General features: G+C 65.2%; 19 protein-coding genes and 1 pseudogene. 1 reads left to right on the top strand and 19 read right to left on the bottom strand.

From position 1 onward, the window contains the following. Positions 1 to 529: 529 nt before the first annotated feature. The gene (gene waaC, locus C2L66_RS03690; RefSeq protein ID WP_060601956.1) at positions 530 to 1,537 is read right to left on the bottom strand and encodes a lipopolysaccharide heptosyltransferase I; all 1,008 of its coding nucleotides are present in this window, start codon (positions 1,535 to 1,537) and stop codon (positions 530 to 532) included. A gap of 249 nt (positions 1,538 to 1,786) precedes the next feature. Here waaC and C2L66_RS03685 point away from each other — a divergent pair, with 249 nt between their 5' ends. Then, a complete protein-coding gene (locus C2L66_RS03685) occupies positions 1,787 to 3,187 on the top strand; it encodes a chloride channel protein (protein WP_060601959.1) in 1,401 nt (466 codons plus the stop codon). Between the two features lie 322 nt (positions 3,188 to 3,509). Here C2L66_RS03685 and C2L66_RS03680 read toward each other — a convergent pair whose 3' ends face one another. The 18 genes and pseudogenes from C2L66_RS03680 to C2L66_RS03600 form a co-directional block, all read right to left on the bottom strand. Then, the gene (locus C2L66_RS03680; RefSeq protein WP_060601963.1) at positions 3,510 to 3,821 is read right to left on the bottom strand and encodes a YXWGXW repeat-containing protein; all 312 of its coding nucleotides are present in this window, start codon (positions 3,819 to 3,821) and stop codon (positions 3,510 to 3,512) included. A 242-nt stretch (positions 3,822 to 4,063) separates the two neighbouring features. Beyond that, on the bottom strand, positions 4,064 to 4,318 hold the full coding sequence (gene minE / locus C2L66_RS03675) for a cell division topological specificity factor MinE (protein WP_007583338.1): 255 nt from the start codon (positions 4,316 to 4,318) through the stop codon (positions 4,064 to 4,066). 14 nt (positions 4,319 to 4,332) lie between these two features. After that, positions 4,333 to 5,148 carry a septum site-determining protein MinD gene (gene minD / locus C2L66_RS03670; protein WP_054934000.1) on the bottom strand — a complete coding sequence of 272 codons (816 nt, stop codon included), beginning with the start codon at positions 5,146 to 5,148 and terminating at the stop codon, positions 4,333 to 4,335. Positions 5,149 to 5,237: 89 nt separating this feature from the next. Continuing rightward, the gene (gene minC / locus C2L66_RS03665; protein WP_060601964.1) at positions 5,238 to 6,053 is read right to left on the bottom strand and encodes a septum site-determining protein MinC; all 816 of its coding nucleotides are present in this window, start codon (positions 6,051 to 6,053) and stop codon (positions 5,238 to 5,240) included. Positions 6,054 to 6,251: 198 nt separating this feature from the next. Continuing rightward, positions 6,252 to 6,803 carry a GNAT family N-acetyltransferase gene (locus C2L66_RS03660; RefSeq protein WP_054933998.1) on the bottom strand — a complete coding sequence of 184 codons (552 nt, stop codon included), beginning with the start codon at positions 6,801 to 6,803 and terminating at the stop codon, positions 6,252 to 6,254. Positions 6,804 to 7,087: 284 nt separating this feature from the next. After that, positions 7,088 to 7,873, bottom strand: coding sequence for a type I methionyl aminopeptidase (gene map / locus C2L66_RS03655; RefSeq protein ID WP_054933997.1), 786 nt, complete (start codon positions 7,871 to 7,873; stop codon positions 7,088 to 7,090). A gap of 217 nt (positions 7,874 to 8,090) precedes the next feature. Then, positions 8,091 to 8,690 (bottom strand): PqiC family protein, encoded by a 600-nt coding sequence (locus C2L66_RS03650; RefSeq protein ID WP_054933996.1) that lies wholly within the window; start codon positions 8,688 to 8,690, stop codon positions 8,091 to 8,093. Further along, positions 8,687 to 10,291 (bottom strand): PqiB family protein, encoded by a 1,605-nt coding sequence (locus tag C2L66_RS03645; RefSeq protein ID WP_060601967.1) that lies wholly within the window; start codon positions 10,289 to 10,291, stop codon positions 8,687 to 8,689. Before C2L66_RS03645 ends, C2L66_RS03650 begins: the two co-directional genes overlap by 4 nt. Continuing rightward, a complete protein-coding gene (locus tag C2L66_RS03640) occupies positions 10,288 to 11,634 on the bottom strand; it encodes a paraquat-inducible protein A (protein ID WP_060601970.1) in 1,347 nt (448 codons plus the stop codon). The genes C2L66_RS03645 and C2L66_RS03640 overlap by 4 nt, the downstream gene beginning before the upstream one ends. Further along, positions 11,631 to 13,088, bottom strand: coding sequence for an efflux transporter outer membrane subunit (locus tag C2L66_RS03635; RefSeq protein ID WP_098021556.1), 1,458 nt, complete (start codon positions 13,086 to 13,088; stop codon positions 11,631 to 11,633). The genes C2L66_RS03640 and C2L66_RS03635 overlap by 4 nt, the downstream gene beginning before the upstream one ends. 1 nt (position 13,089) lies before the next feature. Beyond that, a complete protein-coding gene (locus tag C2L66_RS03630; protein WP_060601976.1) occupies positions 13,090 to 16,362 on the bottom strand; it encodes an efflux RND transporter permease subunit in 3,273 nt (1,090 codons plus the stop codon). Positions 16,363 to 16,413: 51 nt separating this feature from the next. Then, positions 16,414 to 17,676 (bottom strand): efflux RND transporter periplasmic adaptor subunit, encoded by a 1,263-nt coding sequence (locus C2L66_RS03625; protein ID WP_060602778.1) that lies wholly within the window; start codon positions 17,674 to 17,676, stop codon positions 16,414 to 16,416. Between the two features lie 73 nt (positions 17,677 to 17,749). Continuing rightward, on the bottom strand, positions 17,750 to 18,229 hold the full coding sequence (locus C2L66_RS03620) for a glycine zipper family protein (protein ID WP_060601978.1): 480 nt from the start codon (positions 18,227 to 18,229) through the stop codon (positions 17,750 to 17,752). 238 nt (positions 18,230 to 18,467) lie between these two features. After that, entirely contained in the window at positions 18,468 to 18,854 is a 387-nt protein-coding gene (locus C2L66_RS03615; RefSeq protein WP_035986027.1) for a response regulator transcription factor, read from the bottom strand. Between the two features lie 163 nt (positions 18,855 to 19,017). Next, positions 19,018 to 19,659 carry a response regulator transcription factor gene (locus C2L66_RS03610; RefSeq protein WP_060601981.1) on the bottom strand — a complete coding sequence of 214 codons (642 nt, stop codon included), beginning with the start codon at positions 19,657 to 19,659 and terminating at the stop codon, positions 19,018 to 19,020. After that, positions 19,656 to 19,892: an ATP-binding protein gene (locus tag C2L66_RS41570; protein WP_233444926.1), complete on the bottom strand. Its 237-nt coding sequence runs from the start codon at positions 19,890 to 19,892 to the stop codon at positions 19,656 to 19,658. Before C2L66_RS41570 ends, C2L66_RS03610 begins: the two co-directional genes overlap by 4 nt. Before the next feature lie 326 nt (positions 19,893 to 20,218). Next, positions 20,219 to 20,851, bottom strand: a pseudogene (locus C2L66_RS41565) (PAS domain S-box protein); the annotation flags it as partial. A gap of 676 nt (positions 20,852 to 21,527) precedes the next feature. Continuing rightward, positions 21,528 to 21,758 carry a hypothetical protein gene (locus C2L66_RS03600; protein WP_054933987.1) on the bottom strand — a complete coding sequence of 77 codons (231 nt, stop codon included), beginning with the start codon at positions 21,756 to 21,758 and terminating at the stop codon, positions 21,528 to 21,530. Positions 21,759 to 22,003 lie beyond the last annotated feature (245 nt).

Below are 22,003 nucleotides of genomic sequence, written 5' to 3'. Positions count from 1 at the left end.
TGTGTTACAGGCGGCGAGCGCCGCGCTGCGCCTCGAACGCACGCGATGACGGGCGCGCGGCACGAGAAGACGCCAGGCAAAACGCATGAAGGCCGCCTGGAGAGCCTTGGCGGGAGAAGCTACGACAGAATGGGAGTACGTTGCGACGCGAGGGCCGGCGAGGCGCGCGGCACGCGCCCCTGAAAGCAAAAAGAAAAGCGACAGTTTTAACAGGCGTGTAATACGCGCAATGACGATTGCGAGCGCATCGAGCGAATCTATCGTCAGATGCCGCCGGCAAACGGCCGACGCGAATCCCGCGCGAAGCATCGCCGCAAAATTCGAAAAAGATCGAAATTGGTTTGAACTTGTTCACATCCGCGCGGTCTCTACGAATGTTGTACAGGTTTGTTCTGCAGGTTTCCTCTCGGTCCGCGCGCTTCAGGCGCGGGCTTTTCAGAGGCGCCTCGCGACGGCGTCCGAAATTGGACGATTGCGCGTGCGCCTCTTTTCTTTTTTCTCTCCGCTCCGCCCGCTTTCCCTGCCGGCCTCAGGCCGCGGCGACCGATTGCCCCTGCCCGCCGAGACCGGGCGGGGCGGCGTGCACGTGATCGATGGCGGCCAGCGCCTCGGCGACGGGCGGCACCGAATTGCCGTCCCCAATCGAAACCGACCGGAACGGCACGTTGTTCTCAAATGTTTCCCGCGACGTGGCGATGAAGATCATCACCGTGCGCTTGCCGAGCGCGTGCGCCAGATGCACGAAGCCCGTATCGACGCCGATCACGAAGTCCGACGCAGCGATCACCTGGGCGATTTCGGTCACGCTTAGTTGCGGCAGCAGTTCCGCGCCTTCCACCTGATCGACGATCGCGAGCCCCTCGCTGCGCTCCGCCTGCGACCCCCACGGCACGACGACATGAAAGCCCCGCCGCACAAGGTCCCGCGCGATGGCGATCCAGTGCGCCGCCGGCCACTTCTTGTCGTCCTTGGATGCCGCGTGGAACAACATCGCCAGCGGGCGTCCGCCCGTATCGACGAGCGGCCTGGCCGGCGCGGGAATATGCAGGTTGTAGTCAGGGGGATTGTCGAGCGGATAACCGAGCGCCGTGCTGACGGTCTCGCGCATGCCGCTCCACGCATTGCGATCGCGCGGCGGCGCGAACCGGCCCGTATAGGCAAACGCGGCGCCGCGCTCGCCGAGATGCTGGTTGCCATATCCGAGGCGCTTTCGCGAACGGGACAGGAACGAGATGATCGCGCTCTTGTAGACGCCGTGGATATCCAGCGCGACATCGTAGCGATACGCACGCAGTTCGGCGATCGACTGCCAGATCGCCTTGAAATCCGACCAGCGGCGCGCCTTCTTGAAGCGGCGCAGCGGCGCGCACAGCACACGGTCGGTGCCGGGGTTCCAGCGGGCGATCTCGGCGAACGATTCGTCGACTGCCCAGTCGACCTCGACGCCGGGAAACGCGCGCTTCAGATCCGATACGATCGGCTGAGCCTGTATCACGTCGCCCATGGAGGTGACTTTGACGATGAGAATTCGCTTCATTGATGGCCCGTGTTGTGGCTGCTATGGCTGCTCGCTGGCAATCTGCAATTTTAGCCGACCGCTCCGACAATTGCCCGCAAAATGGGCAGCGTCGAATCTTGCCGGACCTGCGCCGTAGTTACCAGACGTTACTTCCCTTGACAGGCCGCCGCCCGCCGCCCGGTCGTTCGGGCAGACATCCGGCCCGTTTTCGCCGCGCCGCCGCCCGCGAGGCGACTATAATTTTGCCATTTCCCAGCCCGACTCCCCATGTCACGGACACCCCTGCTGTCCTCGAGCATCGGCCGGCGCGTACGGCGCCTGTGGCCTCAGTACGGCATCTTCTGGCTGGGCGCGATCGCCGTCGGCCTCACGGCCGTCTTCTACGCGCGGCTGATCGACTTCGGTTACAACGCTTTCCTTCATCTGCAAAACGAGCACCGGTGGCTCACGCTGTTTTTGACGCCCGCCGTCGCGGCGCTGTCCGTCTGGCTCACGCGACGCCTCTTTCGCGGCGCCGAAGGCAGCGGCATCCCGCAGGTCATTGCGACGCTGCATTCCAACACCAGCGCCGCCGGCATGCGGCTGCTCACGTTTCCCATTCTGCTCGGCAAGATTCTGGTGTCGTTTCTCGCGATACTCGGCGGCTTCACGATCGGACGCGAAGGACCGACCGTGCAGGTCGGCGCAGCGCTGATGTTCAACCTGCGCCGCCTCTACCCGCGCTCGAACGCGCTGATCGAACGCCAACTGGTGCTGGCGGGCGCGGCGGCCGGTTTGTCGGCGGCCTTCAACACGCCGCTCGCGGGCATCGTGTTCGCAATCGAGGAACTCACGCGCAGCTTCGAGGCTCGCGCCAGCGGCGTGCTGATCACGGCCATCATCATCGCCGGGATCATCGCGCTTGGGCTGAACGGCAACTACACGTACTTCGGCACGATCGACATCGGCACGCATTTCCCTGATTCGCTCGCGGTGGCCGTCGTCATCACGGGCATCGTGACGGGTATCGCGGGCGGCGTGTTCGGCTGGCTGCTGCTGAACACCGGGCGCTGGATGCCCGCGCCGCTGCTCAGCCTGAACAACGAGCGGCCTGTCGCGTTCGCGGCGCTGTGCGGACTGGCCATTGCGGTGATCGGTCTCGTGTCGGGCGGCACCACCTTCGGCAGCGGCTACGCGGAAGCGCGCGGGCTGCTGTACGGAACCGAGCATCTGTCGGTGTTCTATCCGCTGCTGAAGATGGCGTCGATGATCGGCTCGTATCTGCCGGGGATTCCGGGTGGCATCTTCGCGCCATCGCTGTCTATCGGGGCGGGCTTCGGCAACGTGCTGCACATGGCCTTCAGCGACATGCAGCTGCCGATGCTGATAGCGCTCGCCATGGTCGGCTATCTCGCGGCTGTCACGCAGTCGCCGATCACCTCGTTCGTGATCGTGATGGAGATGATCAACGGCCACGCGCTCGTCATCTCGCTGATGGCGACGGCGCTCATATCGAGCCGGATATCGAGCGTGTTCGCGCCGCCGTTGTACGAAGCGCTGGCGCAGCGCTATATGACGCCAATGACGCCCGCCGCTCCCGCGCCTGAGCCTTCCACTGCGGCGCCTTCAGTCGAAGAAGAGCGCCGTGACGAAGAACGGCCGGCCACGCGCAGCGAAGCAAAAGACTGAACTTGCGGCAGACTGGCTTTCGCCATTGCCGCCCGAAAAAATCGGGCGCGTCCCGCAGAGACGCGCCCGACCTCCCACAATCGTCAGTACACGACGACGCCGACCGGATGGTAATACACCGGACGTGCCGGTACGACGACGCAACCGGCCAACGTGACCGCCAGCACGGCGATCGCGAGCAAGGTCCTTTTTCTCATTTGACGACTCCCTTGATGGTTGCGATAAAGCGCGCTCTCGGGCGCGTTCGGAGAACGGGCGGATGGCCGCGCGCGATGCCGTCAACACGCGCCATCAGAGCCCGCTGGTTGGATTCACCCGGGCGTCACGCCCAGTGGCCTTGCACCCAGCGCCAGTTCGGACCATGCGCGACCCAGTGGCCCGGCACCCAGTGATAGCCGACCCGCTCGGCCTGCCAGTGACCCGGCACCCACACGTAGCGGCCGTGGTCCCAGCGCCAGTGGCCCTTGTCCCACGCATAGCCCACGCGCGGCGCGGGCACGGCTTCGAAGCGCTCGACAGGCGGCGCGGACGGCGCCACGACGATCACTTCCGCAGCCGACGCCGACCCCGCGGCGGACAGACCGGACACCACGAGCACAGCGGAAGCTGCGAGCAGACGAATCGACTTGTTCACGTTTTCACCTCTTGTGTCAGCACCGAATGACGGCGTTGTCCGTTCAATGCGCGAGGTGACGAAAGGGCTGACAGCGGAGGTGTTACCGCATGCCCTCAAGTGCAACGGATTATTTCGGGAGGAACGACGGGGAAGAATCCGCGGAGAGTGCGCAGCGAATGCGCGCACGAAAACCGATGGCACAGCAAGGCGCGCCACCCGACAACGGCGACGCGCGTCACGCTACAGAAGCTACAGACCGTTCAAGCCTGCGGAATCTCGATCTTGACCTCGAGCACTTCGAGGTCGTCGTGTCGTTCGAGATTGACGCGGATATCGTCGTCCGAAATCTTCACGTACTTCGAGATCACGGCGACGAGCTCACGTTGCAACGCGGGCAGATAATCGGCGGGCGCTTTGCCGCCTACGCGCTCGTGCGCGATGATCAGCTGCAGGCGCTCCTTCGCTATCGACGCGGACTTCTTCTTCTCGCCCAGCAAAAACGAAAGAATCGACATCACGTGCGCCCCCCTTACTTGGTGCCGAAGAGGCGCTGCAACAGGCCCGGCTTCTGGTAATCGGTAAAGCGAAGCGACTTCTGCTCGCCGAGGAAACGCGACACGACGTCTTTGTACGCTTCGGCGACATCGGTGCCGTCGAGGTGCACAGCAGGCAAGCCCTGGTTCGACGCATGCAGCACGGCTTCCGACTCCGGAATCACGCCGATCAGGTCGATGCGCAGGATTTCCTGAATATCGGTGAGCGACAGCATCTCGCCTTCGCTCACACGCTTCGGGTTGTAGCGCGTGATCAGCAGATGCTCCTTGATGGGCTCCTTGCCTTCGATCGCGCGCTTGGTCTTCGACGACAGAATGCCGAGAATACGGTCCGAGTCGCGCACCGACGAGACTTCCGGGTTAGTCACGATCAGCGCTTCGTCGGCGAAGTGCATGGCGAGCAACGCGCCCGACTCGATACCCGCCGGCGAATCGCAAACGATGTATTCGAAGTCCATCGCGATCAGGTCGTTGATGACCTTCTCGACGCCTTCCATCGTCAGCGCGTCTTTATCGCGCGTCTGCGATGCCGGCAGGATGAACAGGTTCTCGCACTTCTTGTCTTTGATCAGCGCCTGGTTCAGGTTGGCTTCGCCCTGGATCACGTTGATCAGGTCGTACACCACGCGGCGCTCGCAACCCATGATGAGATCGAGATTGCGCAGGCCCACGTCGAAATCGATCACTGCCGTTTTCGCACCACGCAACGCAAGCGCGGAAGCGAAACTCGCGCTCGTGGTCGTCTTGCCTACGCCACCCTTGCCCGAAGTCACCACAATGATTTTTGCCATTACCCTTTACCTTGTGTTCGTCTATTCGTCTATTGAGTCCGGCGGGAGTTCCATCGCGCAGCGCGCGCTCTGCATGCGCGGCGCACGCGTCAGGTGAGCCGCAGCGGTTCGATCATCAGCTTTTCATCTTCGAGCCAGATCTGCACCGGCTTGCCGTGAACGTCGGCAGGCAGCGGGTTCTCGGTCGTCCGGTAAATACCCGCGATCGAGATCAGTTCCGGTTCGAGACACGTGCAGAAGATGCGCGCGTCGTGATTGCCGTGCACGCCCGCCAGCGCGCGGCCGCGCAACGGCGCGTAAATATGGATGTTGCCTTCCGCGATCACTTCGGCGCCGTTGCTCACCATGCCGAGCACGACGAGATCGCCCTTCGCGTAAATGCGCTGACCTGAACGCAGCGGCTTGTCGACCACCATCGTCTGCGCCGAGGTGCCGATGCGTACGGGTTCCGCCGCAGCCGACCCGGCCTGCTCCGGCTCGCGCGCGGCAGCATCTGCAGCGGGCGCCGTGTCGGTCTTCGCCGTGGCCGCAGCCTTTGCTTGGTCGCCGCCTGCGTCCGGGTTGCTCTTGCTGACACGAGCGTCACGCGCGTCGCGCGCATCGAGCAGCGGCAGCCCGGCTTCGTTCGCCCACGCGTGCTGCGCGCTGTCGGCGACGACGCCGATGGGGCGCATGCGTACGCTGTCCAGCAGCTTCGCGATATCCGCGAGCGGCACGCGCTCGTTTTCCGCGAGACGGCGCACGTCGATTGCGACCGTGTCGTTCGCGAAGAATTCGGGCGTCGCCTCGAAGCGCCGGGTCAGCTCGGCACGCATCTCATCGAGGTTGGTCGTCTTGACGACAAACAGCAATGTGTCGACCGCGCCACTGCGCAGTTCAAAAAATGGCGATTTCTTCGGCGACATAGCGTTCGGCAAAAAATTTTGCGTATTTTACAGGCGTCCTGGCGAACGGTGAGCATTTTTGCCAATAAGTCTTCACGCGACAGGAAAATGCCGCGTGCGTGCTGGTCCAGGCCGGACGGATCGACAAAAAGTGGGAAGGATGCGGTCAGGACAGGCGCCCAGGAAACGCCCGAAAACGGCGAACGGCGAAGGAAGCGCTTAACCGGCCTGGCCGTTCGCCGCGTCGTCCGATGCCGTTTCTTGCGGCACGTGCCGCACGAGCAGCGTCTGGAACTGGTCCGGCGCGCGCGCAATACGCTCGTGCTCGCCCGTCGGGCCGAAGCCAAGGCGCTCGTAGAAGCGCATGGCGTTACGGTTCTCGTCGGCGATCCAGGCGTAGATTTCGGTGGCGCCCGCGCCCGCGAGCCACCCGCTCGCCGTGTTGACGAGCAGTTCGCCGCCGCGCAGATGCCGCACGGCGGGCGCGACCCACAACTCGCTGACGAACGCGCGATGCGAGGGCGCGTCCTCGAAGCAGGCGCCGATCAGACCGGCAGGATGCCCTTCCGTGTAAAGGATGAACGATGTCGAGGTGGCCGAGGCGGCGTGCCGCGCGGCCGTTTCTTCGAACGTGGACGCATCGGCCGACAGCGCTTCTTCCAGCGTCTCGCCGAATGCGTAAGGCGCTTCGCGCAGCGAGGCGGTACGAAGCTCGCGGAAGACGACGCCCTGATCGGCTGCGATACGGCGAACGGTCAGTGAAGGACTCATGCGTTCGAAAATCCCTTAAATCCCTTGTGTCATCCGGGTGAAGCGCTAGCGCGTAGCTTTAACCGAACCGACGCGTGAGTCAAATCTTTAATTCGGCGCAGTGCGACCCAGCGCGCATGGGTTGACAGGCGGCTGCAAAACCGGCACACGCGAGGCAGGGCATTTTGCATCGCATCCCTGCGCGAGCGGCCGCGAGCGCATTGAGCGCCGTCAGCTTGCTGGCCGCTCCGGCACGCCGTCGCGCTTCATGGCGGCGCTTCATGGCGGCGCTTCATGGTCGCGCTTCAGGGTGCCTCGTAGCGCCCCGTGCCGTCGGGCCACGGCGTGAGCAGTTCGTAGCCTTCATCGGTGACGGCGACCATGTGCTCCCACTGCGCGGACAGCGAGCGGTCCTTGGTCACGACCGTCCAGCCGTCGCGCATCACCGACGTGCCGGCGCGGCCCGCGTTGATCATCGGCTCGATCGTGAACACCATGCCCGGCTTCAGGCGCACGCCTTGCCCCGGCTGACCGTAGTGCAGCACCTGCGGGTCCTCGTGATAGACCTTGCCGATGCCGTGCCCGCAGTAATCGCGCACGATCGAAAAGCCTTCGCGCTGCGCGATCTTCTGGATTGCATGACCGACGTCGCCGAGCGTCGCGCCCGGCTTCACCTCGCGGATGCCCGCGAGCATCGCCTCATACGTCGTGTCGATCAGCTGCTGTGCGACCGTGCTCGGCTCGCCGACCGTGTACATGCGGCTCGTGTCGCCGAAATAGCCGTCCTTGATGACGGCCACGTCGATATTGATGATGTCGCCGTCCTTGAGGATCTCGCCGCGATCGGGGATGCCGTGACACACGACGGAATTGACCGACGTGCAGACCGTCTTCGGAAAACCCATGTAACCGACGTTCGCGGCAATCGCCTTCTGCGTGCCGACGATGTAGTCGTGGCAGATCGCGTCGAGTTCGCCCGTCGAGATGCCGGGCTTCACGTGCTCGCCGATCATGGCAAGCACGTCGGCGGCGAGCCGGCCTGAGATGCGCAGGCGCGCGATGTCTTCGGGAGTCTTGTAGGTGATGGCCATGTCGGTAAAGCGTTGGCAGCAGGCATGGCACGACATATCGTCGTGCGACGGGCGCATCTGGCGGGCATCGCGCGCATCCGGCGCAGTTCGCCCGGTACGCGATCGCCCTCGACGCAAGCCATGCAGCCGTGCGTGCGGTTGTCGATCAGGCCATTGTACAGAGTCTGCCCGCCCAGCCCGTTTAGACCCGCAGCGCGTCTGCTGTTCAAGCTGCGGCTCAACCCGGCGGCGCGCTCCGGATCGCCGCCGCGATGTCGCGGCTCACGGCGGCGAGCGCCCGGCTGTGCGCCGCGACGAGCGCGGCGTCGTCCGCGCCCTGCACCGGCTCGCGTATCGTCGAACGGCCTGTCAGCAATGCCGTGCGGCCCGTCACGCGCACGGTCCACAGCGCGTCGACGGCGACCGCCTCGCCGGGCATCGAATCGAACCGCAAGATGTCGACGCGTACCCGGCACGCTTCCGTGCCCGCCACCGTCTGCGACGACACGGAAACGCGCGGCGAGCCGAGCAGCCGCGTCAGGTCGGCGGCGATCACGGCGGCGACGCCGCTCCTGAGCGGCTCGCCCCAGCGCGCGAACTCGTTGAGCTTGACTTCGTTGCCCGACATGCGCGTGACGAGCTGTGGCCGGTCGACCAGATCCGGCACCGTCACGGGCCCGACCACGACCGACACCGGCATCGGCGCGCCCGCGCTTTCCAGCGTCGCGTCGGGGCTCAGCGTATAGAAGTTCGAGCGCGGCGAACTGCACGCGGCCAGCACGGTCATGGCGGCGGCGACGCAAACGCATGCGCCGGGCGGGAGCATCGATCGCTTCACTTTGCGTCCTCCTGTTTGCCTCGCAGCAGCGCTTCGGGATGGCGCTGCAAATAATCCGAGAGCGCGCGGAACGACGCCGCCGTGCGCGCGAGTTCGCGGATCGCGTCGCTCGTGTCCTGCTGCAGCGTCGAGTCCGGCGCAAGCGCGCTATTGGCCGAATTGAGCGTGGCCTGCGCCGCCGACAACGTGCTCTTCGCCTGCGGCACCACCTGCGTATTGAGACTCTGCATCAGCGTGCCCGCATCGGCGAGCGCCTGCTGGGTGTTCTTGCCGATCTGCTCGAGCGGCAGTTTGTCGATGCGCGCGACGATCCGGTTGATCGACTCCTGCAGCGATTGCAGGCCGCTCGGCTCAGTCGGCAGCTCGGCGGGCGTGCGGCTCCAGTCGACGCTCGCCTTCTGCGCATGCGGGAAGAAATCGAACGAGACGTACAACTGGCCTGTCAGCAGGCTGCCCGTTTTCAGCTGCCCGCGAAAACCGCGCGACACGAGGAAATCCGCGATCTCCTTCGGATCGCGCGCGGCGCGCCCTGCCCCGGACTTGCCGTCCGCATACCGCGACGTGAAGCGCTCGGGATAGAACTTGATCTCGACAGGAATGCTGATCTGTTTCGTGACGGGATCGAAGCGCGTGTAGATCGCCGACACTTCGCCGAGCACGATGCCGCGAAAATCGACGGGTGCGCCCACCGTCAGGCCGCGCACCGATTCCTTGAAGTTGAGCACATAGGTATCAACGATCCTGTCCTGCACCTTCATTGCATCGGCACGCGTCGCGAACAGCGTGAACGGCGTGCGCGTCGGCGCTTCGGGCTCCGACAGCGACGCCGCGGGCGTTTCGAACGCGAGCCCGCCGATCAGGATCGACACCAGCGACTGCGTGTTGATCTTCACGCCATCCGTGCCGAGCGCGACATCGATGCCGCCCGCTTCCCAGAAGCGCGAATCGCTCTTCACGTAGCGGTCGTACGGTGCGTTCACGAAGATATGCAAGGTGATGCCGCCGCCGTTCTTGTCGAGTTCGTACGACGTCACCTGCCCGACGCGCAGGCGGCGGAAATAGACGGGCGAACCGACATCGAGCGAAGCCAGATTCGACGCATTCAACACGAATTCGCGCCCGGGCACGTCGCTCGCGAACACGGGCGGCACTTCCAGCCCGGTGTAGTCGCGCCGCTCCTGCTTCCCACGTCCGACGTCCATGCCGATGAACGCGCCTGACAACAATGTGCTGATGCCCGACACGTTGCCGCCCGTCACGCGCGGCCGCTCGACCCAGAAGCGCGTGTCGTCGACGAGCATGTCGGTGGCGTCGCGCGTCAGTTCGGCCGTGGCGACCACCGTCTTGTAGTCCTTCGACAGCGCAACCCGCTTCACGACGCCGATGTCGACATCCTTGAACTTGATCTTGGTCTTGCCCGCTTCGAGCCCTTCGCCTGTCTTGAAGCTGATCGTGATGGTCGGCCCCTGCGACAGCACCGCCTGCACCGCGAGCCAGATGCCGACCAGCACGGCGACGACGGGCACCAGCCAGATCCACTGGATGTGCCAGCGCTTGCGCGGCACGGCGACGGCGTCGGGCAGGTCGGGCGGCCGGCTCATTCCGTTTTCCTCGCATCCCAGATGAGCCGCGGATCGAACGACATGGCGGCGAACATCGTCAGCACGACGACCGCGCCGAATGCGATCGCGGCAGGACCGGCGCGCACGGTGGCGAGCGCGTTGAACTGCACGAGCGCCGTGAGCACGGCGATCACGTAGATATCGAGCATCGACCACCGCCCGACCAGTTCGACGAGCCGGTAGATGCGCGCGCGCTGGTCCGGCTGCCAGGTGGAGCGGAAATTGGCGGAGATCGCCAGAAAGCCGATCGCGAGAATCTTCAGCATCGGCACCGCGATGCTCGCGATGAAGACCAGCACCGCGAGCGGCCACGAACCCGAGGTCCACAGATACACGACGCCGCTCATGATCGTGTCCTTCTGCGCACCGAACAGTGAGCTCGTGTCCATCACGGGCAGCACGTTCGCCGGGATGTACAGGATGATCGCCGCGATCAGGCAGGCCCACGTCCGCGCCAGGCTGTCGGGCTTGCGCAGATGCAGATGCGCGCCGCAGCGCGGGCAATGTGCGGCATGCGCCGGCAGGTGCACGGCGGCATGCACGTTCGCAGCGTCGCGCTCGTCACGGGTTTGCGCGGGCGCAGCGCGCGTCAGCAAGCCGCAGTCGTGGCAGACACACAGGCCGCACCCCGCCGCCGTCGCGGCAGGAAACGGCGTGTCGCTGTCGAACGCGGGGCCGGCATCGGGCACGCCTTGGAGGCGCGACCACAGATCGCGCGTATCGAACGCGGAAGCGGCCGCCGCGAGCAGTAGCATCAATGCGCCGAACGACCACAACGCGGGCCCCGTCACCACCGCCGCGATATGCGAGAGCTTCACCAGCGCGACGAGCAGGCCGAGGATCAGCACCTCCGTCATGCCCCACTCCTGCGCGACCCGCAGCAAGCGGAACACGGCATCGGCGTGATACGGCGTGCGCCCGAGCCGCAACGGCAACAGCAGCCACACGAGACCAAGCGCCTGGCACGCGGGCATCAGCATCGTCGTGATGAAGATCAACGCTGACAACGGCCACATGCCGTCCTGGTATAGCACGCGCACCGCGCCGAACATCGTCGTTTCGACGAGATCGCCGTTCACCGACAGACCGACGATGGGAAACGCGTTCGACACGATCCACAGCACGCAGGCGGCAAGCGCATAGGCGAGCGTGCGATCGAGGCTGTTCGCGTGACGCCGGTACAGCGTCGCGCGGCAACGGCAGCAGCGCAGCACGCCTTCGGGCGGCACGGTGCTTTCGCGCTGCAGCAGATCGCATTCGTGACAGGCGATCACCGGCGTGCGCGTCGCGTGGCCGAGATACGCGGACGCCGTCTCGCTCATTTCGCACCCTGCGCGGCCGCGTCGCCGCCATGCTGCGCGGCCTGGGTGGTCATGCTTTCGGCCGTGACGACCCAGCCGCCGCCCATCGCCTTGTACAGGTTCACATACGCCACCAGCACGCCCGCCTGCGTCTGCGTCTGGGTCAGCTGCGCGTTGAAGAGACTGCGCTCGGCATCGAGCACCTCGATATAGCTCGTATAGCCGCCTTCATAGCGCAGCCGCGCGAGGTGCGCATAGGTCGCCAGCGCCTCGACCTGCCGACCCTGCACGTCGAACTGTTCGCGCACCTTCTGCGACGAGATCAGCGCGTCGTTGACTTCCTGGAACGCGACCTGGATCGCCTTGCGGTACGCGTACAACGCCTGCTGCTGCACCGCCTCGGCCTGCTTCACCTGTCCGACGATCGCCCCGCCTTCGAAGATCGGCTGCGCGACCGAGCCCGCGAACGACCACACGCGCGCGGGCCCCGTAAAGAGCTTCGAGAACTGCCCGCTTTGCGTGCCGAACAGCCCCGTCAACGAAATCTGCGGGAAGTACAGCGCCTTGGCCGCGCCGATCTGCGCATTCGCCGCGACCAGATCCTGCTCGGCCTGCCGCAGATCGGGACGGCGCTCCAGCAGGTCCGAGGGCAGCCCCGCCGGCACGGCGGGCGCCGCGAGTTCGGCGAGCGCGCGCCCGCGCAGGATATCGCCCGGATTGCGCCCGAGCAGCACCGAGAGCGCGTCTTCCTGCTGCGCGATCTGCGCCTCGATCTGCGGAATCACCGCGCGCGACGCCTCATACTCGGACTGGCTCTGCGCGAGCTCCATCTGCGAGACCTCGCCGCCCTTGAAGCGCAGCTCGAACACATGCACGGATTCGGCGCGGCTCGCCGTGGTCGCCTTCGCGATCTCCAGCTGCCGGTCGAGACTGCGCAGGTTGATATACGACGACGCCACCGACGACACCAGCGTCAGCACCGTGCCGCGCTTCGCCTCTTCCGTGGACAGCAGGCTCGCGCGCGCCGATTCCGTCAGACGCCGGTTGCGGCCGAAGAGGTCGATTTCCCATGACGCCGAGAGCGCCGCCGTGTACGTGTTGAACACGGGGTTCTGCACGTTCGCGAGCAGCGGCGAGGATGACGTCGAGATCCGCTCGCGTCCGGCATCGAAGCCCGCGCCGACCTGCGGAAACAGCGCGGCGCGCGTCGTCACGAACTGGCCGAGGAACTGGTCGACGCGCGCGGCGGCGATCTTCACGTCGTTGTTGTTCGCCAGCGCGGTCGTGATCAGGTCGTCGAGCACCGGGTCGTCGAACTGCTTCCACCATTCGGTGTTGGCGATGTCCGCCGCATAGTTGTCGGGGAAGCGGTAGGTGGCGGGCACGTCGAGCGGCGGGCGCGAGTAGTCCGGCCCGAGCAGGCAACCGCTCAGGGCAAGCACGCAGGGCACACAGAGAACGAGGGCGCGGCGCATGTCAGTCATCCTCGCGCGGTGCGGACGGGTTCGTCGTCGGCCCACCGCCCACTGTGGGGCCGCCCGCCGACGGCGGCACCTTCGGCTCGCCCGACGTTGGCCCGGCGCCCGATCCCGGCGCAGAAGGCGGCGCATCGCCAGCCTTCTTGGCCTTCTTCTTCTCCGAGCGCTCCGACATGGTCTCCAGCACATAGAAGAACATCGGGATGAAGAACACGGCAATCGCCGTGGCCCCGAGCATCCCGCCGATCACCCCCGTGCCGATCGAATGCCGGCTGTTGGCCGACGCGCCCGTCGCGATCGCCAGCGGCACGCAGCCCAGGATGAACGCCAGCGACGTCATCACGATCGGCCGCAGCCGCTCCTCGGCCGCCGTCATCGTCGCGTCGAACACCGACTTGCCCGCCTCGCGGTTGAGCACCGCGAACTCGAAGATCAGGATCGCGTTCTTCGCCGCGAGCGCCACCAGCATCGTCAGACCGATCTGGAAATACACGTCGTTGTTCAGCCCGCGCAGCAGGATCGCCAGCAGCGCGCCGAACAGCGCGAACGGCACCGCCATCAGCACGCCGAACGGCAGGCTCCACTTCTCGTACTGCGCCGCGAGAATCAGGAACACCATGATCAGACCGAACACGAACACGAGGCCCGAGGTGCCGCCCGACTGCTTCGCCTCGAACGCCTCGCCGCTCCAGGCGATGCCGTACTCCGAGGGCATCTGCGCGCCCACCTCTTCGAGCGCGCTGATCACCTGGCCGGATGCGTAGCCGGGCGCCGCGTTGGCCGTGATCTTCACGGCCGGGAAGTTGTTGAAGCGCGTGATCAGGTCCGGCCCCGTCACGTAGCGCGAGGTCACCACCGACTTCAGCGGCACCATGCTGCCGTTCGCGCTGCGCACGAAGACCTGCGTCAGGTCGTCGGGCTTCAACCGGTACGACGGCTCGGCCTGCAGGATCACCTGCCACAGCCGGCTCGAACGGTTGAACTGCGACACGTACAGCGAGCCGAACATCGTCTGCATCGCGCTGTAGACGTCCTGGACGGGCACGCCGAGCGTCTCGGCCTTGTCGCGGTCCACGTCGACCAGCAGCTGCTGCGAGTTCGCATTGAAGGTCGACGTGACCCCCGTCAGCTCGGGGCGCTGCTTCGCCTTCGCGACGAAGTCGTCGACGACGGCGGCGAACTGCGCGATCGTCGCATCGCCCTTGCTCTGGATCCACATCTCCGTGCCGCCCGTGGTGCCCAGCCCCGGAATCGACGGCGGATTGAGCGGCACGACGATGCCCTCGCGGATCTGCGAGAGCGTCCTGTATGCATCGACGAGCACGGCGCGCGCGTTCTGGGTGCGGATATTGGCCGACGAATACCGGTCCTCGAAGCTCTTGAAGCCGACGAAGAACGTCGACGAGTTGTTCTTGTTCTGGCTGTCGAGAATGCTGAAGCCATCCACCGTCGTGATGCTGCCCACGGCCGGCTGCTTCATGAAGTACTCGGACACGCGGTCCGACACCTGGCCCGTGCGATCGAGCGACGCGGCATCGGGCATGATCACGGCGCCCAGCAGATAGCCCTGGTCCTCGGGCGGCAGGAACGCGGTGGGTATGTCGCGCATCATCACGACGGCCAGCGCGATCATGCCGGCGAACAGTAGCAGCGCGACCACGAAGCGCCTGATGATCAGGCGCACGGCGCGCGTATAGCCCGCCGTCATGCGCGCGAACTGGTTGTCGAACCAGCGGAAGAAGCCCTTCTTCTCGTGATGGCCGGGCTTGAGCAGCAGCGCCGCGAGCGCCGGCGAGAGCGTCAGCGCGACGATGCCCGAGATCACCACGGAGATCGCAATCGTGATCGCGAACTGCTTGTACATCTGGCCGGTGATGCCGCCGAGAAACGCCACGGGCACGAACACCGCGCACAGCACCAGCACGATCGCGACCACGGGGCCCGCCACTTCGTCCATCGCCTGCTTGGCGGCCGTCTTCGGATCGAGCCTGTTCACCGTCATGTTGCGCTCGACGTTCTCGATCACGACGATCGCGTCGTCGACCACGATGCCGATGGCGAGCACCATGCCGAACAGCGTGAGCATGTTGATCGAGAAACCGAGCGCCTCCATGCCCATGAAGGTGCCGACGATCGACACGGGCACGGCCAGCACGGGGATCAGGGTGGCGCGCAGGCTCTGCAGGAACACGAACACGACGATCACCACCAGCACGACGGCCTCGAAGAACGTGTGCACGACGTCCGTGATCGACGCGCGCGTGAACTCGGTGGTGTCCATCGCGATTTCGTAGTCGATGCCCTCGGGGAACGACTTCTTCATCTCGGCGAGCGTGGCGCGCACCTGCTTCGAGACATCGAGCGCATTCGCGCCCGGCTGCTGGTAGACGGCGATCACGGTGGCGGGCTTGCCCTGGAAGCGGCTGCGGATCGAGTAGTCCTTCTGCCCCAGTTCGGCACGGCCGATGTCCTTGAGCCGCACGATCGCCGCGCCGCCGCTCTGCGCGCGGATGATGATGTTCTCGAACTCGGAGGGCTCGGTGAGCCTGCCTGTGGTGGTGACCGCGAACGACTGTTCGACGGGATTGCCCGTGGGCGACTGGCCTAATCGTCCCACGGCGAATTGCTGGTTCTGGTTGGCCACCGCGCGCTGCACGTCGGCGGCCGTGATGCCCAGCTGCGCCATGCGGTCGGGGCGCAACCAGATGCGCATCGCGTAGTCGGGCGTGCCGAAGATGCTCGACTGGTTCGCGCCTGGGATGCGCTTGAGCGCATCGAGCACGTAGACGTTTGCGTAGTTGGCGATGTAGGTGGCGTCGTAGCGCTCGGTGGGCGAGTAGATCGCGATCACCATCATGAATGCCTGCGACTTCTTCTGCACCTGCACGCCCTGGTTGGTGACCGACTGCGGCAGTTGCGGCAGCGCGAGATTCACGCGGTTCTGCACGTCGACCTGGGCGAGTTCGGGGTTGGTGCCGATCTGGAAGTAGGCGTTGATCGTCAGGTTGCCGGTGGAGGAGCTCGACGAGCTCATGTAGATCATGTTGTCCGCGCCGTTGACCTGCTGCTCGATCGGCGCGGCGACGTTGTTGGCCACCACGTCGGCGCTCGCGCCGGGGTAGGTGGCGGAGATCGTGATCTGCGGCGGGGTGATGTCGGGGTACTGCGCAGTGGGCAGCGCGAGCATGCACAGCGCGCCGCCCAGTGTGATCACGATCGAGATGACCGAGGCGAAGATCGGCCGGTCGATGCAGAAATGGGAGATGTTCATCGGGTCGGGGTGCGCCGGATGGCGTCGGTCGTCATCGGGTCGTCGGGGCGGTCATGGGCTGGGGCGCGGCTGCGTCTGCGCCAATGTCGCGGCCGGTGCGGACGCGGCGGCGGCGCTCGCTGCGGGTGGCGCGGAGGCGGGCGTGCCAGGCGTGCCCGGCGCACCCGGCGCCGCGCTCACCACCTTGATGTGCGCATCCGACGACACACGGATCGCGCCATCGACCACCACGCGCTCGCCCGCCTTCAGCCCTTCGTTGACGAACCAGTCGTCGCCGTGCCAGTCGCCGACGTCGACCACGCGCTGATGCGGCTTCGAGTCCTGGTCGAGCACCCACACGAAGTGGCTCTTCGCGCCCTGCAGCACGGCGCGCTGCGGCACCAGCACCGCATTGGGCCGCACCGCCCCCGAGACCTTCGCGCGCACGAACTGGCCCGGCTTGAGCGTGCCCTTCGGATTGGCGAACACCGCGCGCACGAGGAAGGTGCCCGTCTGCTGGTTGAACGCGGGGTTCGCGAAGTCGATGCGGCCCTGCTGCGGATAGACCGAGCCGTCGGCCTCGATGATCGTCACGTCGAACTGGTTGTTGGCCGGAAAGCGCAGCAGGCCCTTCGCGATCTGGTCGCGGTAGCCCAGCAGTTCGTTCTCGGAGATGCTGAAGTTCACCCACATCGGGTCGAGCTGGTAGACGTAGGTGAGCAGGCCCGACTGGTTCGGCGTCACATAGCTGCCGTCCTGCACGCGCGCGAAGCTGGAGAGGCCCTTGAGGGGCGAACTGATCGTGCAGTAGCTCAGGTTCAGCTCGGCCGTGCGCACCTCGCCCTGCGCGGCGATCACGGCGGCTTCGGCCTGCTTCTCGTTGCCCGTGGCATCGTCGAGGTCTTTCTTGCTCAACGCGTTCTGCGCGGCCAGCGGAATCACGCGGGCGAGGTTCTGCTTGGTGACTAGCAGGCGCGCCTGCTGCTGCGCGAGCGCGCCCTTGGCCGACTGCAGCGCGGCCTCGAACGGCTTCTTGTCCATCACGAACAGCACCTGGCCTTCCTTGACCAGCGAGCCTTCCGTGTACATGCGCCGCTCGAGAAAACCGTCCACGCGGGCGCGGATTTCCACCTCGCGCGAGCTTTGTGTCTGCGCGGTGAACTCGAAGTCGACGGGGGTTTCCTGCTGATGCACCGTCACGACGGTGACCTCGATGGTCGGGCGTGGGGGCTCGGTGGGGGCTTTTTTGCAGGCGGTGAGGCACAGCGCGGATGCGAGCGCCGCCACCAGCGGCCAGCGTGACGCCCGCGACACAGCGCGGCCCCTATGCGGCATGGCAGCCGGACCCGCCCCGGACATGCCCACGTACGATCGACAATTCATCGCGCGGCTCCGTTCGATCGCCATGTCATTGCGCCGTATAGCCGCGTCCCGTCATGCAGGCAGCGACGGCGCGGTTCCACGTAGCCATCTGCTGCGATGCCTGCTGCTGCGTGGCCTGCTGCTGCTCCTGAGCAGCGGCAGCCTGACGGCGTTGCCGCGCGCCGCCCGCCATCGTGCCCGCGATCGCGCCCGCCGCCGCGCCTTTGCCCGCGTCGCCCGCGATCGCGCCGATTGCCGCGCCGCCCGCTGCACCGCGTGCCGCGCCACCCAGGCGCTGTCCCGACGGTCCCGGCGGCGGCGGCTGATTCGCGGCGTTCTGCGCGAGCGCGGCAGGATTGACGCCCGTGTTCTGCGTCGCCCAGTTGTGGCACTGCGCCGTGTCGTCAGACTGCTTCTGCTGGCTTTGTCCCTTGGCGGGATAGAAGATGGGTTGTTGTGCCGTTGCGGCATCGGCGAGCAGCAGCGTCGTAGCGAATATCAGCGTCTTTCTAAAGGCTTGTTTCATGATGAATCTTCCCAAGCGATACGGTTGCGTCCGTCGCGCTCTTATTGCGCGCATCGCGCGGCGGACAAATCCAGATGCGCGTCACCCGGCCTGGTGAGGCTGATGCGTCCAGTGTGGAATCCAGCCAGGTCGAAAACAATTGGACCTTGGTCCAATAAGCCATTCGGGGCAATGATCTTGCGCAAGCACATGGGCTCGCTCCCATGCCAGACTGTCCTGCTGGCTAGCGGCCGTTGCGTCATAGTGGCGCAGCGATGCCGAGCACGGCGCACACTGTCCTGATGAAGAGCACATCGTTGAAGGGCTTGCGCAGATAGGCCTTTGCGCCCGCCGCGAGCGCGGCTTCGCGCACGCCGGCATCGTCGTGGGCGGTGATGAAAATGACGGGCACGGCGCTGCCGGCCAGTCGGCGCTGCACCTCGATCCCGTTGGCGCCGGGCATCTGCACGTCGAGGATCGCGCAGTCGGGATGATACGAAGGCGTGGCCGACAGCACATCGAGAAACTCGTCGCCACTCGTGTACGTATCGGCTGCGATCCCGACGGAGCGCAACAGACGTCTGATCGCCCTGCCCACCGACGCATCGTCGTCAACCACGACGACGAATGGTTTGTCTGTGCCCATTCTGATTAGCCCATTGAGCCGCGACGCCCACGCAAACGGTGCGCGGACGTCTCAGCAATAGACTATGAGACTGCGGGCGTCGGTGGTATTGGACCTTGGTCCCGTATCCGGCCAGAGGCCGGCTTGCGCGCAGCGGCGGAGGAATCGGCTGGCAGCGGCTCGGCTAAATGGTTCGCCGTGCGGGCGTGGTGGGGGGGGTGGTGACGGCCACCTTGTCGGCGATGCGCACCAGTTCTGCGAGCGAACTCACTTCCATCTTCTGCATCACGCGCGCGCGATGCGCCTTGACGGTTTTCTCGACCGTACCGAGTTCGCAGGCCACTTGCTTGTTCAGGCGGCCGAGCACGACGAGATTCATCACTTCGCGCTCGCGCACCGTCAGGCGCCCGACGCGGCTGCGCAATTCTTCCAGTTCGTGGATCGACTTCGACACCTCGACGGAACGCGCCAGCGCCAGGTCGATCGCGCGCAACAGGTCGTCGTCGCGAACAGGCTTGGTGAGGAAATCGGTCGCGCCGGCCTTGATCGCGCCGACCGTCATCGCGATGTCGCCGTGGCCTGTCAGAAAGACGATAGGCAGACGGGCGTCGAGCTCGCGCTGCAACTCGAGTCCGCTCAGATCGGGCAATTGCACGTCGAGCACCACGCAAGCGGGCGTGCGCTCGCCACACGCATGCCCGAGGAATTCGCGCGCCGAGCCATACGCCTCGACCTCATGACCTGCCGACCTGACGAGCCGCGTGAGCGCGCGGCGCACGGACGGGTCGTCGTCGACGACGTAGACGAGTGCGGCCGCTTCGCTCATGACGCCGCCTGCGCCACGCCAGCGTTACTCGCATCGCGCGATGCGGGCAGCGCAACATAGAACGTCATGCCCTGGTCGAAATTGTTCTCGGCCCACAGGCGGCCGCCGTGTATCTGCACGATCGAGCGGCTGATCGACAGCCCGAGGCCCAGGCCTTGCGGCTTCGACGTGACGAACGGCTTGAAGATGCATTCGAGCTTGTCCGCCGTCTGCCCGTGTCCGCGGTCGCGCACGGCGATGCGCACCCGCCTTCGCCGTCGGGTCGCGCAAAGAGCGCCACCACGCGGTCGGACGCGCCGCACTCGCTGACGGCATCGAACGCGTTGAGCAGCAGGTTGAGTAGTACCTGCTGCAGTTGCACCTTGTCCCCGCGCACGGGCGGCAAGCCATCGTCGATCACGTGCGACACGTGGATGCCCCGCGCGACGGCATCGCCATGCACGAGGAGCGCGACGTCGCGCAGCAGTCCGCCGACATCGAGATTCGCCAGTTGCTGCTGCTCTTCCTTTTTCACGAAGGCGCGCATCCGGCGGATCACTTCGCTTGCGCGGCCGCTGTCATCGACGATGTCCTTCAGAATGTCGCGCACTTCGGCAAGGTCGATCGGCGCCTGGTCCATGAACCGCTGCGCGGCCTGGCCGTTGCTGAGGATCGCCGTCAGCGGCTGGTTCAGTTCGTGCGCGAGCGATGCGGCGAGCTCGCCCATCGTCGATATGCGCGTCAGATGCGCCAGCTCGCGCCGATTGCGTTCGAGTTCGAAGCGCTCCGTCATGTCGGTGATGAACGCGACAGTCGCGATGCGCCCTTCATAACGGATCGCGCTGGCGGCGATTTCGGCGGAAAACTCGCTGCCGTCACGGCGGCGGGCGCGCAGACTGCGCGTGCTCGTTCCGGCCGAACGGCCCGGGTGCGCGGCGCCCGCGCGGTGCTCGTGCGAAAGCGCCGGCGCAACGAGGCCGACACATGCGCCTGCCAGCACGCCGCGCGGGTAGTCGAAGAGACGTTCGGCCTGCGCGTTGGCGAGGACGATCACGCCATGTTCGTCGAACACGACAGACGCCACGGGCAGGCATTCGATGATTTCGGCTAGCTCGTTCGTCGCGCCGGGCCGCGGACGCACAAAACTGAAAAAAGCGCCTGCGCCTTGCAAGGTTCTGCTGCGCGCAATCTGATTCGTCACGCGATGGAGCATCGTCGATGCTGACGCGCCGTTGCGCATATGCACGAATGTCCCTGCGCGCTGCGGCGCGATACGGCGCGGATGCAGCGACCACCAGACAACGATTGCAGCCACCGCGACTGTCAAAGCAGAAATAGCGATGTGCATGGCTTACCGTTCCTCAAGACGTTCGCACTCGAACCGCGACGACCACGTGCGCGCGCCTTCATTGTTGTTAGCAACGCAACCGGGCGACGGCGCGCGAATCGGGCGCGCGACGCCTCTGCCTCTACGCATGAAACCGTGACAACGTCTTGTTGTGATGCATCTCGTCGACCGACGAGCTTAATGATGTGCTGCAAACAAAAGGCAATGTAATCGCCGTTGATAAAACAATGGAATCTTCATATGGACTGCGAATATTCAATATCATTTTTTCGTTAATTATCGCGGTCGATTCTTCACTCTTCCGCATCAACAGGAGGAAAAAAATGCAACTTCATCCTAGGCAGAAAGTAAGGCTTAGTAAAGCTTCACGGCGGTCATTAACGAAAAACTACTTGCAGTCGTCAGTTTTCGCATTGGCCTTGTCGGGCAATGCTTATTGAAGCAAGCGTTTTAATGGCAGGGTTTGATGCGCAACCCGAAATAATCCTAGGTGTATTTAATTATCTCGGGCTGCTTTGGGATCTGACGTCGCGCCTGGCGCTCAGGCAAAATCGGACGAGCCTGGCGGCGGAACGCCCGGCGGCGGGTCGTCGTCGCCTATCGGCTCGGCCGGATTCGTATCGTCTGTCTTTGGCTTTTCTGGCAATGGCTGATCGAGGCCTGGCTCGATGGGTGTGGGAATTGCATCGCCGATCGGCTTGTTGAGTTCGTTCGGCGGAATTTCGGCCGGGTCTCTCGGCTCGGTGGTCTCTTCTGCCTTGGGGTTCGTCATTGTGGACTCCATCATGGTTGACAGATGGTCCATACGGCGCAACAACCATACCAATGGAACGGCGGGCAAGGGTTGGAGAGTAGTCAGACGCCCGCGACGCTTGAGCGACGCTCCATGCGCGGGAGAACATGCGCCAATGCACCCGTGCAAAAGACGAAGCGCAAAGACGTGTGCGTAGCGCGAACGCGTTGTAAATTGCGACGCCCCGCTTCGCCTATTGACGATACCGGCTCTTAAAAGAACCG

The organism is Paraburkholderia caribensis (assembly GCF_002902945.1).
GTDB classification, from domain to species: Bacteria; Pseudomonadota; Gammaproteobacteria; order Burkholderiales; family Burkholderiaceae; genus Paraburkholderia; species Paraburkholderia caribensis.
This window is presented reverse-complemented; position numbering and strand designations above follow the sequence as displayed.